This is a genomic window from Cellvibrio sp. KY-GH-1, assembly GCF_008806975.1.
Lineage (GTDB): Bacteria > Pseudomonadota > Gammaproteobacteria > Pseudomonadales > Cellvibrionaceae > Cellvibrio.
The window spans coordinates 2,564,820-2,580,506 of record NZ_CP031728.1 but is presented as its reverse complement, the minus strand read 5'-3'; the positions used below and the strand labels follow the sequence as shown (position 1 = coordinate 2,580,506).

At 47.4% G+C, this 15,687-nt stretch carries 7 protein-coding genes; 5 read left to right on the top strand and 2 right to left on the bottom strand.

All coding sequences use genetic code 11. The features are described 5' to 3' along the window. Positions 1-37: 37 nt before the first annotated feature. Positions 38-1,006 (bottom strand): hypothetical protein, encoded by a 969-nt coding sequence (locus D0C16_RS11145; RefSeq protein ID WP_225318988.1) that lies wholly within the window; start codon positions 1,004-1,006, stop codon positions 38-40. A gap of 235 nt (positions 1,007-1,241) precedes the next feature. On the opposite strand from D0C16_RS11145, the gene D0C16_RS11140 reads away from it, so the two are divergent. The 5 genes from D0C16_RS11140 to D0C16_RS11120 all read left to right on the top strand — a co-directional run bounded on the left by D0C16_RS11140 (position 1,242) and on the right by D0C16_RS11120 (position 13,377). Continuing rightward, complete coding sequence (locus D0C16_RS11140) at positions 1,242-2,726, top strand: tryptophan halogenase family protein (RefSeq protein ID WP_151032455.1); 1,485 nt, start codon at positions 1,242-1,244, stop codon at positions 2,724-2,726. Positions 2,727-2,953: 227 nt separating this feature from the next. Beyond that, positions 2,954-5,377 carry a glycoside hydrolase N-terminal domain-containing protein gene (locus D0C16_RS11135; protein WP_151034897.1) on the top strand — a complete coding sequence of 808 codons (2,424 nt, stop codon included), beginning with the start codon at positions 2,954-2,956 and terminating at the stop codon, positions 5,375-5,377. A gap of 48 nt (positions 5,378-5,425) precedes the next feature. Next, positions 5,426-8,377, top strand: coding sequence for a TonB-dependent receptor (locus D0C16_RS11130; protein WP_151032454.1), 2,952 nt, complete (start codon positions 5,426-5,428; stop codon positions 8,375-8,377). A 240-nt stretch (positions 8,378-8,617) separates the two neighbouring features. Beyond that, positions 8,618-10,324, top strand: a complete 1,707-nt coding sequence (locus D0C16_RS11125) for a DUF5597 domain-containing protein (RefSeq protein WP_151032453.1) — start codon at positions 8,618-8,620, stop codon at positions 10,322-10,324. An 86-nt stretch (positions 10,325-10,410) separates the two neighbouring features. Next, the gene (locus tag D0C16_RS11120) at positions 10,411-13,377 is read left to right on the top strand and encodes a TIM-barrel domain-containing protein (protein ID WP_151032452.1); all 2,967 of its coding nucleotides are present in this window, start codon (positions 10,411-10,413) and stop codon (positions 13,375-13,377) included. A gap of 144 nt (positions 13,378-13,521) precedes the next feature. On the opposite strand, the gene D0C16_RS11115 is transcribed toward D0C16_RS11120, so the two are convergent. Further along, a complete protein-coding gene (locus tag D0C16_RS11115; RefSeq protein WP_151032451.1) occupies positions 13,522-15,657 on the bottom strand; it encodes a M56 family metallopeptidase in 2,136 nt (711 codons plus the stop codon). Positions 15,658-15,687: the final 30 nt, after the last annotated feature.

Genomic DNA, 15,687 nt, shown 5'->3' with positions numbered 1-15,687 from the left:
ATGATGATCCGGTAAAAATAAATGGCTCTTTATTGCGCTAATACGACTGCACCCAGACTTCTATATCCTGTTCGTGCCAGAGGGTCAGCAGCTGCACGCCTTCATCCACCACTTTCAAATACACATCGATGATGTCAGTGGCCAAGCTAAACAGCCGATTGCTGTCGGCGTTAATCTGGTGTGGGTTCACGACATCTGCTTCGACCATGGAGAGCAAAAACTCCAGTTTGATTTCGTAACTTTTTAATTGGCTCAGCAGGGCTAAATCGCTGTCCAGCAAACCTTCCAGTCGCTTGGTTTGGTGGCGAAGCTTTTCATTGTTCACGCGCGTACACTGAATTACGTAGCGTAGTTTGCTGGCGAAATCTTTATCGCAATAACCTAGTGCAGCGGCATAGGTGGCTAGTGCGCGAATACGGCCAATTTGTTCGGCGACTGCCGGCATCAAGCGCGTTGCGAAGTGCAGCACTTCCAAATATTTGAAACGGTTGGGGTAGAGCGCTTCATCGGCGTGGATAACCTTGGGTTCCTGGGTATCCGGCATGCATTGCGAGGTTGGTTGTTCCAATTGCTTGCCTAGCGCAGCAACCATGCTCAGCAGTTGCTCGATCAGGTGGCAGTGCAGCTCGTAGTTATCGATAACAGAATCTTCCTGCCAGTTGCGACTGATGGTCAGCCAGGCATTGCTCAGATTGTCTTGGTCACGTGGGCTCAGCAAATTAATGGAGCGGGCAGAAAATGCTTGCAGCAGCTCCAGACGTCGTTCCAATTGCACTTGTAGGTGATTGAGATCGTCGCGGAATTGCTGGTTGCCTCCCAGGGTACCCATGGTCATGCCGCGATGTCGTTGCACAGCCTTAATCATGTGGATCAGTTGCTTGGCGAGGGTCAGTGCGTCCAGTCGTTGCTGATAGAGGTCGCAGAAGTGTGCAAATTGCCCGGCCTTATTGCCACGCGATGGTGCAATAGAGACTATGCCTTGAGAGTTAATGGTGCTTGCTGCCATTCTTTGCTTCACTCCAATCGTCCAAAAACGTTTTTTCTGCCGTTCAATTCCACCTGTAAACAACGGCATTGCCAATTTGCAGTCTTTACAGCAACTGCTATGCCAGTGAGGCAACTTTGGCTCACTATCGCCGCATTCAGCATGTTAATGTATGATTAATGATACTTTTAGCGTCAGTAAAACAATAATCTCTCGGGGCAATTAATCGCCTGCTGCATTTATCTGGAGCCTTTCAATGACCAAATCCATCAAAAAAATACTCATTGTGGGTGGTGGCACTGCCGGGTGGATGACCGCAGCATTTCTAGCGCGCTGGATCGCGAAGACGGGTGTGGAAGTCACACTGGTGGAGTCGGAGCAAATTGGAACTATTGGTGTTGGTGAGGCAACTGTGCCGGGTATCCATCAGTTCATGAGGGATTTGGGAATCAATGAAACCGAGTTTATTAAAGCGACTAATGCGACCTTCAAGCTGGGGATAGAATTTGAAGGTTGGTCTGCGCCCGACAAGCATTTTTTTCACCCGTTTGCCGGTTACGGTGTGCAAATTGAGGAGCGCCCCTTTTACCAAACCTGGTGGTCCGCCAAGCAGAAAGGTTATACGGAGGGCTTGGATAGCTTTTGCCTGTGCACCCAACTTGCCCGTCAGGGCAAATTTGCCCAACCTAGCTTCGATGAGGATAGTCGCCTTGCGTGGTACAACTACGCGTACCATTTTGATGCTTCTCTGTTTGCAAGGTATCTGCGCCAGTTTGCAGAACGGCTTGGAGTGACGAGGGTAGAGGGAAAGGTAGGCAGTATTAATCTGGACGAGACCAACGGATTTATTGCATCGGTACAAGTAGAAGAAGGCATGCTTCTCGAGGCCGATTTGTTTGTCGATTGCACAGGCATGTCGGCCTTGCTGATCCATAAAACCCTGGGTGTCGAATACGAGGACTGGAGTCACTGGTTACTTAGTGACAGCGCTTTGGCCGTGCAGACCAAGAGCGTTGTCGCACCAGACCCTTTTACCCGTTCTTCGGCGCGTTCAGCGGGTTGGCAGTGGCATATCCCGCTGCAGCACAGGGTCGGCAATGGCTATGTATATGCCAGCCAATTTATTTCCGATGAGCAGGCGCGTGAGGAACTGGTCGCAAATCTGCGTGGCGAGCTGGTGACCGAACCGCGTTTGATTCGCTTTACTACGGGAATGAGAAAGGACTTTTGGCACAAAAACTGTGTTGCCATCGGTCTCTCTAGCGGCTTTTTAGAACCCCTTGAATCCACCAGCATTTCGCTGATTCAAACCGGCATTTCCAAAATGGCGGCGTTTCTGGTGAATTTTGTCCTGGACGAAAAGTTGGTCGCCGAGGCCAATCGGCTTAATCGGCTGGAATACGAGCGTATCCGCGATTTCATTATTCTCCATTACAAGCTGAATGGACGCACTGGTGCCTATTGGAATCACGTGCGGGACATGGCTATTCCGGCAACGCTGGTCGACAAAATAGAGACATTTAAGGCCTCCGGGAGCATCCAGATGCTAGAACAAGAGTCCTTTCGAGAGGATTCATGGGTCAGCATGTATAGCGGTTTTGGTGTTGATCCGCAGGGTCTCGTGGCGTCCGAACATAGTGATCGGGCCTGGCTGTTGATGGACAAAATGAAGCGAGCAATTCTCAAGGGGTGTGATGTTGCTGGCAGTCACGAAGAGTTTTTGGGCACTGTTATTCCTTAGTCAGACTCCTTGGGCACGGGGAGATTCCTGCTGCCCTTCATTACCGCACCATTTTTCAAGCGAATAATTCGAGCGCTCCCACCTCACGGGCTAGGGTGGCGTTTCCTTTCGTATCACCCAAATTGGCATATTTTTTATCATATATGATATCTGTTGCACAAATAAAAACATTGCCTTAGTATCCCGCCAAATAGTCATATATACCATATTATAAAGTGACACTTTTGATGACGCCTTCTTTACCCCTGACACTACTGAATAGGTTCCTGGCCGGAGCTATCACTCCGCGACTTTTAGTTGTGCTGTGCAGCTTGTGCGTATGGGCTACAGACGTTGCAGCTGAATCCAGTATTCGTTTTGACCGACCGGCAAAGGATTGGGAAAGCGAAGGTCTGCCAATTGGCAATGGCGCCTTGGGGGCTGTCGTCAGTGGCGGGGTTATTACCGACAAGATTCAGTTTAATGAAAAAACGCTTTGGACCGGTGGCCCAGGGGCGGAAGGTTATGATTTCGGGTGGCCAGAAAAGCCACAAACTTCAGCCGTGAAGGAAGTGCGCAAGGCAATTGCAACGAATGGATCAGTTACTCCAGAGTTGGCGGCCGAACGCATGGGCAGAAAAATTACTGCCTACGGGGATTATCAAACCTTTGGCGAACTCGTTTTACGTTTTGCCGGAAATGACAGCGGTGTCACCCGCTATCAGCGCGCGCTCTCACTGGACAATGCGCAAGTTGATGTGAGCTTTGCGCAAGGTGGAGTCAACTATAAACGCGAATATTTGGCGAGTTATCCAGATGGCGTGATTGCCGTAAAAATCTCAGCCAGCCAACCTGGCAAGATTTCAGTAACGGCCGGTCTTGTTGTTCCCGATAATCGCACACTGACCGCGCGTGTAGAAAATGGGCGTCTAATTGCTACCGGTAAATTGCACAGCAATAGTTTGCAATTTGAAACCCAGATTCAATTTTTACCACAAGGCGGGACTCTTTCTGTTGTTGATAACCAGCAGGTGCAAATTAGCGGCGCAGACAGTCTGGTAATTTTACTTAATGCGGGTACTGACTACGCGCAGCAATTTCCGCGGTATCGCGGCACAAATCCTCACGAAAATCTGCAACAGCGTATGGATGCAGCGACTGCAAAAACATTCGCACAAATTCAACAGAATCACCGCCAGGATTATCAATCGCTATTTAATCGCGTACGGTTGGATATAGGCCAGCAAGCGCTTGCTAAAAATACCCCCGAATTACTTGGTCACTATAAAAAAGGTGATGCGATTCTGGATCGCACACTTGAGGCAACTTATTTCCAATTCGGTCGTTACCTGTTAATTGCCTCTTCGCGCGCGGGGTCCTTGCCAGCCAATTTACAAGGTGTGTGGAATAACTCAGTCACACCACCGTGGAATGATGACTACCACGTAAACATCAATTTGCAGATGAATTATTGGTTGGCAGAAACCACCAATATGCCGGAGTTGATGACGCCCTATTTTGATTTTGTTGATAGCCTGGTTGAACCGGGAAAAATTTCTGCCCGGCGTGTTGCCGGTGTCAATAAAGGCTGGACGCTTTTTCTCAATACCAATATTTGGGGTTTTACCGGTGTTATTCAATGGCCAACGGCGTTTTGGCAGCCGGAGGCCAGCGCTTGGCTCGCACAACATTATTACGAGCATTATTTATTTTCCAATGACCAACACTTTTTACGGGCGCGTGCCTACCCGCTCATGAAAAGTGCGGCGGAATTTTGGTTGGAATTTTTAATTAAAGACCCACGCGATGGCCAATGGATAGTCTCACCCAGTTTTTCCCCGGAGCAGGGGCCTTTTACCAATGGCGCTGCTATGTCCCAACAAATTGTATTTGATTTGCTGCGCAATACCTATGAAGCAGCAATGATTGTTGGTGATAAATCATTTGGAAAAAAACTGGACAAAAAATTAAAAAACTTCGATGAAGGTTTACGTATTGGTTCCTGGGGCCAGCTACAAGAATGGAAAGAAGATCTGGACGATCCGAAAAATGAGCATCGTCATATCTCCCATTTATTTGCCCTGCATCCTGGCCGTCAAATCGATGGGCATAAAAATCCAGAGTTACTAAAGGCAGCGCGTACAACATTAAATGCTCGCGGTGATGGCGGCACAGGTTGGTCGCAAGCCTGGAAAGTGAATATGTGGGCGCGCGCGCTGGATGGCAATCGGGCACATAAGGTTTTGGGTGAGCAATTGCAGCGCAGCACGCTCGCCAATTTATGGGATAACCATCCTCCTTTTCAAATTGATGGAAACTTTGGTGCAACCGCCGGTGTTGCTGAAATGTTGGTACAAAGCCACCACGGCGAATTGCATTTATTGCCCGCGCTACCAGACGCCTGGCCAACGGGCTCTGTTACCGGTTTGCGCGCGCGCGGTGGCATCAACGTGGATTTGAAATGGCACAATCGCGAGCTATCTGAAGCAAAAATTTCTCTAAATACTGAATCAAAAGCCGCAACCACGCTGCGACTGAGAAGCTCGCATTCATTCGCTAATTATTCGTTAATCGAAACGACTGGGAACACCACCATCGAGCTAACGCTTGAGGGTAATACGGGAGTATTTAAAGCACAGGGAAGAGGCACATATCTCTTACAAAAAAAATAAAGGGATAGCTTACGGGGTAGTCAAAAATAATGCTAACTGGAGAAAATCATGACCACAAAAAATAAAATGTTTTTGAAAAAGAAATTGCCGCACTACATAAAACTGGTTTCCGGCCTGTCACTGGCGATTGGATCGGCAGGTTTCGCGCTGCAGTCTGTTGCACAAGCGGCGGCGGATGAACAAGTTGAAGAAGTTATTGTTAGCGGTCAGCGCGCGAGTATTCAGTCCGCGCAGGACATAAAAAAGAATTCGAACGTAGTGGTGGATTCCATTGTTGCGGAAGACATCGGTAAGTTGCCGGATCGCAGTGTGACTGAAGCATTGCAACGTGTACCCGGCGTGACGGTAGGTCGTTATACCAACAATGACGCTGAGCATCCGGCCGCTGAAGGTAGCGGCGTCGCTGTGCGCGGTTTGTCGCAAGTTCGCGCCGAATTAAATGGTCGCGATGTGTTCTCTGCTGCAAGTGGCCGCGGTTTAAGTTTTGAAGACGTTCCGGCCGAATTGATGTATGCCGTGGACACTTACAAAAGTCCATCTGCCGATATGATTGAAGGTGGTTTGGGCGGTACCGTAAATCTGCGTACCCGTATGCCGTTTGATTCCGATGGTCAACTAGCAAGCGTCTCCGTGAAAGCCAACTACGGCGATCAATTAAAAGAAACCAATGGCGAATATTCTGGTTTGTACAGCAATCGCTGGGAAACCGGTGCAGGTGACTTTGGTGTTTTGGTTAACGCGTCTACCTCTGATTTATCCAGCCGCTCCGATCAGGTTTATACCCGTCCTTTTTTGCCTAGAACAATTGACGGTGAAAATGTATGGGTTTCTAAAGGTGTAGATTGGCGTCGCAACGATTATGAAAGTACCCGTGAAGGCAGTTACCTCGCATTGCAATGGGCACCTAACGATGCGACTGAGGTTTATTTCACTGCGTTCCAAAGTAAACATGACACTACTTATGATGAAAACGCCTTCTTCCTCGAAGGTGCTAATGGCGATCAAGCGCTATTCCCTACGGCGGAAGACGACTGGGGATATGATGAAAACGGTGCGCTTCAATCAGGTTCTGTGACTGTTTCTAATCCTGCGCAATGGGGATTGGATTTTGGTACCAGTACGCGTTGGGCTAACAATGTTTCAAAAACCACTGACTATTCTACTGGTATTAAGTGGAGCCCGGACGATCACTGGAAATTCTCTGCTGATTTGCAATTCGTAGAAGCAGAAGCAACTGTCGATGATTACACATTAGGTTTAAAAGTTATTCCTGAAGAAGCTTATATGGATGGTATTGGTACAAAGACCCCATCCATTTTGCTTGACCCTGAATATATGGCTGATTTCTCCAATTACAGCCTGGGTCAGGAAATGACGCACTTTGAGCGTAATAGTGCAGAAGCAAAAACTGGCCGGTTTGATGCAGAATACGATTTCGATGATTCAGTTATTAAGTCAGTAAAAGCGGGTATGAGATACTCCGAAAAAACTGCTGACAATATCAATACGGGATATGATTGGAATACACGTTACGCGACTTGGTTTAGTGGTTATGATAAAAATACTTTGCCAAAAGTTACTGCTGACCAGGCAAGTAAATATTTAACTGCGTACTCATTTGATGATTTTCAGCGCGGTGATGTAGATGTTCCGGCGATAGGTTATTTATATTCTGCAGATGCTACTAGAAATTTCAGAGCGACTACTGATGCTATCAATAGCACTTGTCCAAGCGAGCCATTTTCATGGGCATGTAATGATCAGGTTTATATCGATTGGAATCGTTTGAAGAACCCTGAATATCGCAATACTCAGGATGAAAAAACTGTAGCCGCTTATATGATGGCGAATTACGCATTTGACGATATTGCCATGCCTATCGACGGTAACATTGGTGTTCGTGTTGTGCAGACAGACTTGGTGGCTGACGGTTTCTTAATTTCAGAGCAATGGCAGCTACCTAACGGAGGCGCTGTTATTGCAGCCAGAACAGTGGAGGCGTTTGAGGCGAAAACTAGCCATAACCATGTATTGCCTAGCTTCAATTTAAGAATGCGAGCTACAGATGATTTGTTCATTCGTTTTGCTGCTTCAAAGGCAATTTGGTCTCCTAGCTTCGGTGATACTCAAGGAAAGATCATTATTACCCACTCGGTTAGATCTGGTGTAAATAATCCCACAATAAATGACTACAACCACGACGTAAATATTGAGACCAATCCGTACCTTGCGCCAATGGAAGCAAATCAATTTGATTTGTCTGCCGAGTGGTACTTTGATGATGCTGGCGGCATGGCTCATTTCGCATTGTTCAGAAAAGATATCGAAGGCTTCTTCAGAAAAAATTCACTACCTTACTCAATAGAGTCAATTACTGGTGGGGATTACAACGGCGGACTAAATTACTCTGGTAACGCCATTTATCTTCAGAACATTGGCTCTGGGGATATCAATGGCGTTGAGATCGGCGTGAGTAAATTCTTTGATTTCTTACCTGAGCCGTTTAATGGTTTTGGGGTGCAAGCGAACTACACCTACATCGATAGCGAAGCGGATGTTCCTCTTCCATCACAGAATGGTGTTTCTGGTGCCGCGCCAATCGATACAGACAAGACACGTTATGGAAGCTTGCCTATCGACCAGTTATCGAAGAATGCATTCAATATTGTTGGTATGTATGAGAAGGATGGTCTCTCGGCGAGATTGGCCTACTCCTGGCGCAGCAAGTACTTAATTGCTTGGGGTGGTAATGGATTCAACCCTGATTTCCCTGACTGGTCTGGTAAAGCATCAATTCCGGTGTATAACGACGACTACGGTCAACTGGATGCGTCAGTTAGCTACACTTTCCTGGATAACTATACGGTAACGGCTGAAGCTTCAAATCTGCTGAAAGAGAAAACTGTAGGTATCATCGACCAAAATGGCGCGGGTGATCATGTGGCATATTCCTATGCGCAGGACGCTCGTTTCGCAATTGGTCTGCGTGCGAAGTTTTAATAGGTTGTAGTCGTAAAACCTTGCTCTGAAAGGAGCAAGGTTTTTTCATTTTTGAAAAACCGATTTTTAAACTCAATACGCAATGTAAACATGGGTAAAACCCAATTACATGGTGCATGTATACAAAGCAATTTCTTATGGTTTATATGATAATAAGCCGCTGTATTGAATAATTAAATTCTGCACATTGGTTGTTATTCACCTATAAAAAATAACGAGAAAATCGTAAAGGCTTTATCTATGGCACACACCTCCTTTTTTAAATCGTCCTTGCGCTGGGTAGCGCTGGTATCTGGCACAAGTCTGTTCGCTCTGTCATTGCAGGCCACTGAGTTGCCGCAGCTGGTAACAAATAATGGCAAGCACGCACTGATGGTGGATGGCGCGCCCTACGTGATGCTGGGAGCACAAACCAATAACTCAAGTAACTATCCAGCCGCGCTAAAAGACGTGTGGCCATCATTTAAAAAAATGGGCGCGAATACCCTGAGTATCCCGGTTGCCTGGGAGCAAATTGAACCGGAAGAGGGAAAGTTTGATTTCTCTTACCTGGACGTCTTGCTAAAGGAAGCGCGCGAACAGGATGCCAAATTGGTACTGCTCTGGTTTGCAACCTGGAAAAACAACGCACCGCATTATGCGCCGGCTTGGGTAAAGCTGGACAACAAACGTTTTCCGCGTGTGGTTAAGCAAGATGGCGATACGCTAAATTCCATGTCGCCGTTTGGAAAAAATACTCTGGCCGCGGATAAAAAAGCCTTTGTTGAATTGATGAAATATTTGGCGAAGCGCGATAAAGAACACACTGTGATTATGGTGCAAGTGGAAAATGAAGTGGGCACCTACGGCAGTGTGCGCGATTTTTCCGCAACCGCCCAGGCGGTGTTTAACGCTCCCGTGCCCGACGAGTTGATTGGCAAGCTGCAATTAAAAGCAGGCACCTGGCAGCAAGTATTTGGCAAAGATGCTGACGAATTTTTCCACGCCTATTACATCGCCAAATACTGCGATGAAGTTACCGCAGCAGGAAAGGCGATAAAAAATCTGCCTATGTATGTGAATGTCGCATTGCGCAATCCGTTTAACCCTGGGTTGCCCGGCCAATATTCCAGCGGTGGTGGCACCGACAACGTGTTGCATATTTGGAAAGCAGCGGCACCTAATATTGATTTAATTGCGCCGGATATTTATTTTCGCGATTACAAAACCGCTACCAAAGTATTGGATTTATACGCGCGCCCTGACAATGCTTTATTTGTAGCAGAAATTGGCAGCGCTCAACCCTATGCACGCTACTTTTTCCCCACTCTGGGCAAAGGCGGTATTGGTTTCTCGCCCTTTGGTATGGACGATACGCCCTATACGAATTATCCATTAGGCGCTAAAGATTATAACGACGAGACCATCGACAACTTTGCGCAAGTGTATCGCTTGGTTTCACCCATGATGCGCGAGTGGGCCAAGCTGGCGTATGAAGGCAATGTGTGGGGTGTAGCGGAACCCTTGGACACGACTAGCGACACACAAAAAATCTGGAATGCGGAAGCAACGCCCGCTGAAAAAGAACAGTACGCCAAAGACAAGGCCGCAGCGCTGACGCAAACACTGGATTTAGGCTTGTGGAATGCGGAAGTGACTTACGGTCGCCCCATGTTTTGGATCGAACCACCTAAAGGCAATACCCCGGCATCGGGCGGTGCATTGATTGCGCAACTGGATGAAAATGAATATTTGGTGACTGCTTATAATGCGCGCGTAGAATTAAAACCTTCAACCGAAATCGCGACTAAAAAATACATGATCGTGCGCGTAGAAGAAGGTCATTACGAAAAAGGTAATTGGGTAATGCATCGCGTATGGAATGGCGATCAAACCGATTGGGGTTTAAATTTCCCCAATCGCCAGATTTTGCTGCGCATAAAAATGGCAACCTACGAAACGAATTAATCAGATCGGGTAGGTCGATTCTCCAAAGGCTTCCCATTTAATTGCAACGACACTTTTTGAAAAACACGCAGAACGAGGACTCAAACATGTTATCTGCAAAGAAACTGATCACGCATTGCATTCTGGGGATGGCTTCGGTCGCCCTGTTGCAAGCGTGTTCAAAGCAATCCGGCAATGAACCGGCCAGCTCCAGCTCTGCTCCAGTGGAGCAAGTAAAAAGTCTGGCACAATTTGAAAAAACCGCAGATGGCGTCATCGTCAGCTTGCTGCAAGGCCAAGTAAAAAAAGTGCGCCTGCAGGTGATGAGCGAAAAAATCATTCGCGTCACAGCCTTGCCGGGAGCTGATTTTGGTGTTGTGCCTGAATCTATCCAGGTGGTCGCCAAGCCGGCTACCAATGTGCCTTTCACTGCGGAACAAACAGGCGATAAATTAGTATTGAAAACCGCCCAAGTGAGCGCTGAATTATCGCTGGTTGATGGCACTGTCAGCTTCCGCGATGCTAAAGGCAATCTGTTATTGAAAGAAGAAAATCGCGGCAGCTTCGGCACTGTGACTGCTGATCCGATTAAGCCGGATGCAGATTCATTTGCTATTCGTCAGGAATTCAATCGTGGCAGCGATGAAGGATTCTTCGGCTTGGGCCAGCACCAAAATGGGCAAGTCAATTACGCGGGCGAAAATGTAGAGTTGACCACCTACAACCTGGTGATCTCTATTCCGTTTGTAGTTTCCAGCCGCAACTATGGTGTGCTTTGGGATAACAATTCGGTGACCCGTTTCGGCGATCCGCGCGAAACCCAACCATTAAATGTTTCCTTGAAACTGTTTGATGCCGAAGGCAAAGAAGGCGGCCTTACCGCGCGTTACTACGATGGCGATAAATTATTATTGACCCGCGTAGAAGCCGATATGAATTACCAATTCTTCAGCGATAACAGTGTGCGCGAAGTGCCGCTGCCGGAGGAAACCAAAGATGCGAAAAATCTGCGCATTGAATGGGAAGGTAGCATTCTCTCCGACGAAGACGGCATTCATCGTTTCAAAATGTATAACTCAGGTTATGCAAAACTGTATGTGGATGGCCAGTTAGCACTCGACCGTTGGCGTATGAACTGGAACCCCTGGTACCACACCTTCAACACTGAAATGAAAGCCGGTGTGAAAAAATCCGTGAAAGTGGATTGGACTGTGGGCGGGGGCTTCTTCCGGTTGACCCATCTGGACCCTATGCCTAAAGAAGAGCAGGGCGAATTGTCACTGGCTTCGGATACCGGTAAAGCGATCGACTATTACTTTGTGGCTGGTGAGACTAAAGACGACGTGGTTTCGGGTTACCGCCATCTGACCGGCGATGCGGTGATGTTACCAAAATGGGTTTATGGTTTCTGGCAAAGTCGCGAGCGCTACAAAACCCAAGACGAAATCATCGATACCTTTAAATATTATCGCGAGAAAAAAATTCCAATTGATAACATTGTGCTCGACTGGTCTTACTGGCCGGAAAATGCGTGGGGCAGCCATGATTTCGATAAGAAATTCTTCCCGGATGCCAAAGCCTTGACCGATAAGATTCATGCCATGAACGGGAATATCATGATTTCCGTGTGGCCAAAATTTTATCCCACCACTGATAACTACAAAGAGCTAAATGCTAAAGGCTATATGTTCAATAAAAATCTGGAGGAGAAAAATCTCGACTGGATTGGCCCTGGCTACCTGAACGCGTTTTATGATCCCTATCCGAAAGAAGCCCAGCAAATTTTTTGGAAGCAAATTAACGAGAAGTTGAACACCAAGGGCTTTGACGCCTGGTGGTTGGATGCGGCCGAGCCGGATATTCACTCCAACCTGAGCTTCACCAAGCGCAAAGAATTAATCAGCCGTGAGGGTGGTATAGGTTCGGGGGCGGAGTACTTCAACTCCTACGCGATTCCAAATGCGACTGGTGTGTACGAAGGTGAGCGTGCGACTGATCCGGAAAAGCGTTCATTTATTTTGACGCGTTCAGGCTTTGGCGGTATTCAGCGCACAGGCGCGGCCATTTGGAGTGGTGACACCTCATCGCGTTGGGAAAACCTCAAAGAGCAAATTGCAGCAGGCGCCAGCACAGGTATAGCGGGCATGCCTAACTGGAGTTTTGATATCGGCGGCTTCACCCCGGAAGATAAATATCGTTGGGGCTCAAAGAATGGCGGGCCGGCGTTGAACATTCACGACCTGAAACCGGAATTGGTGGCCGATTGGCAAGAGCTGAACCTGCGCTGGTTCCAATTCGGCGCGTTTGTGCCACTGTTCCGTTCGCACGGCCAGTTCCCTTACCGTGAAATCTATAGCCTGGCCGATGAAGGTACCGAGGCCTATACCACCTTGGAAAACTACATCAAGTTGCGCTACCGCTTGATGCCTTACATCTACACCTTGGCGGGTGACACCTACCACAAAGACGGCACCATTATGCGTCCACTGGTAATGGATTTCCCGAACGACAAAGCCGGTTGGAATATCAACACCCAATACATGTTTGGCCCAGCTTTCCTGGTCAATCCGGTATACGAAGACAAAGCGCGCTCGCGCGATGTGTACTTGCCGGCAGGTGCTGACTGGTACAACTTCTACACCGGTGAAAAATTAACGGGCGGTCAAACCATTAAAGCCGATGCACCTTTGTCGCAAATGCCATTGTTCGTAAAAGCCGGCTCAATCGTTCCGACCGGTCCGTTGATTCAACACACTGACGAAGGCTTGAATGCTCCAATCACCTTAAATATATACACCGGCGCTAACGGTAGCTTCGAAATTTACGAAGACGACGGTCGCTCAGTGAAATACGAACAAGGCGAGTGGTCACGCATTCCTGTAGCCTACGACGATGCCACCGGCACAGTCATCATCGGGGACCGCATTGGCGGCTTCACCGGCATGGCTAACGAACGCAAAATCAGCGTGCGTATAATCGCAGGCCCAAGCAAAGACGCCGCGAACTTCGATGCAGCTCCGTTGGAGACAATCGATTACGCCGGTAAAGCAGTGACGGTAAAATTGGCTAAATAATTTTATTAAGTTGCTGGTAATTAAAAAGCCCATCCGTTGAAAAACGGATGGGCTTTTTACTATCTACATAGTTACGTCGCGGCTGAATTAAAATCGATCTTGATACTTATGTGGAGCACTTGGCCGTTCGAAAATAAATCAATATTACCGTTGGCTTCGTTTGAATCGTTTCATGTCATAGTGCAGATTTTCGATGAAGAAAAAGGACGCTACATTCCATCCGATTGTTGCTTCTCCTAATGAGCCGGTTTCCAAAGTTGAAAACGGAGATCTCTGTCCAGGTAACAACGTGATTTCTGAAATAGTACTGTCCGAACGACGTATATGGCGCGACACATTATGGGCGTTGATCAGCATCCTGCCCTCAATAATTGCTACGAGTTCACCAGTTTTTGAATCAGCCAGTATGGCTTGCAACTCCAGAGTGCCAACGTTTGGATCTTTTTTGGATGCAGTTAGTGGATGAAACTCCATCATTCTAATTTCTATTGCCAGTACATTTTCTCCACCTTTTTTTGCCAAGCGAAATGAGCCGGATTGTTTAAATTTATTGGTCGCTGCCCGGTCGAAAAAATTACAATATTCATTCATCTCTTCAAACGTGGATTTCATCCAGGCTTTGGCAACGCTTTCCTTGGTTTTCTCAGAAATTTTTAAGCGATCAAATGTGGTGGGGAATAAGATGACACGATTGTATTTCGTGAAATCGACTTTTTCGTTGACAAAGAATTTGGTGAATCTGGATTTGTTCCAGTAGCTGTACGAGCTGGCACCTTCCGGCGCTGCCTCCGCAGCGCGCAGGGGATAATCTAGCGCAATTTTGTTTGATGCCAGGGGTTCCATTTTTTTGGTAGGTTGGATTTCATCGACAGCGGCAATACGCTCGCTTTTTTCCGGTTTCAGCAATTGCTTTAACTCGGCAGTATTTAATTTGTATTCGTTCAGGTCAGCTTTCGCCTCTTCCTGATTTACATAGTCGATGGCCGCTTGAGTGGCGAGTGAAGGAGACTCCGCTTTGTTATTCATCTGCGCTACCGGCGCCGGCTTTTGCGTTGGTTTGACGTCAGCCTCAATCGCAGGTTTGGCAACTGCTGCCACCTCAGCTGTTGTGACTGGCGCGTCTGTCGCAACAGCAGTGGGCGCTTGCTCCAGAGCTGCTAATTGTTCTGTTTTAGATTCCTGAAACGCTAGGTTAGCGGGAGCCGCGCTTTGAATAGGTGCTGCCACCGGCGCTGAGACTTCAGTCGGGTTTTTCTCCTGGTTAGACGTTTTTGCGGTCGAGTAAGGTACGGCTTGAATATTCATGGCCATAACCATTCCCAGCATCGCTATCAGCGCTGAGCTAAAAAACTGGAAGGTTGTTTTTTCGTTGGGTTGATCGCCAAACAAGCGCTTCACTCTGTTTAATACTGAATACTTATCGGCGTTTGCTGCAAGGGCCAAGCGGTTGCTTAGGCCCAGTTCAGTGAGTGCGCTAATGCTGCTTGCGTAGGTCAGTGTACTCGCGCAATGAGAAACCGCCAGATCATCACAGGAGTTCTCCCGCTCCTGATCAATTTTTTTGGACAAATAAACCAAAAAAGGATTGAAAAAGAAAATGCTTTTAACCGCGCACTGCAGTAGGTTCACCAAATAATCGTTGCGTTTTACATGCGCAAGCTCATGTAGCATAACCGCTTCTATTTGCGTTGGCGTGAGGCTCAATAATACCGCTGGAGGAATTAAAATGACGGGTTTAAATACGCCGATTACACAGGGGGAGCTTACCATTGCCGAGGTTTTGTAAATAACCTTGGTGGTTGTGCCGATCACCTGTTCCAATGCAGCAAATTTGCCGATCCATTGTTGATCGAGATCATGGGAACCAAACTGCACCAATTTTCTGCAATTAATAAAATCCAGCGTTGTGCGGCTCAGATGTAATAGAAATCCGAATGCCCAGATATACATGATCCAGTGAATATTGCCGTTAAAAAAGCGGATCGCGTTGCTGAACGTAGCTTGAGCTTGCGGTTGGGCTGCACTTGGGAGGCTTGTAGCAAGTGTTTGTTGAGCATCAACGATGCTGGAATAGTAATGCTGGAAAGTCAGTGCGCTGACCAGCGCGCACAGGGAAAACAAGCCCAGCGCAAATTGGTAGCGCAAGGCAGAGGTTTTAATAAAGCGGCTAAAGCATACATAGCAGAACGCAAAAATCGCGAATTGCCAAATTGAATGTAACAGTGTCCATGCGAGCGCAAAGCCAAGATCATCGAACATTTGATTAAACAAATTATTCATTTCCTTAGTTCTCCAGTTTTTAGCATTATT

Excerpts from the sequence above, each read along its gene's own strand:
- D0C16_RS11145 (WP_225318988.1), bottom strand. The coding sequence starts at position 1,006 with ATGGCAGCAAGCACCATTAACTCTCAAGGCATAGTCTCTATTGCACCA.
- D0C16_RS11140 (WP_151032455.1), top strand. The coding sequence starts at position 1,242 with ATGACCAAATCCATCAAAAAAATACTCATTGTGGGTGGTGGCACTGCC.
- D0C16_RS11135 (WP_151034897.1), top strand. The coding sequence starts at position 2,954 with ATGACGCCTTCTTTACCCCTGACACTACTGAATAGGTTCCTGGCCGGA.
- D0C16_RS11130 (WP_151032454.1), top strand. The coding sequence starts at position 5,426 with ATGACCACAAAAAATAAAATGTTTTTGAAAAAGAAATTGCCGCACTAC.
- D0C16_RS11125 (WP_151032453.1), top strand. The coding sequence starts at position 8,618 with ATGGCACACACCTCCTTTTTTAAATCGTCCTTGCGCTGGGTAGCGCTG.
- D0C16_RS11120 (WP_151032452.1), top strand. The coding sequence starts at position 10,411 with ATGTTATCTGCAAAGAAACTGATCACGCATTGCATTCTGGGGATGGCT.
- D0C16_RS11115 (WP_151032451.1), bottom strand. The coding sequence starts at position 15,657 with ATGAATAATTTGTTTAATCAAATGTTCGATGATCTTGGCTTTGCGCTC.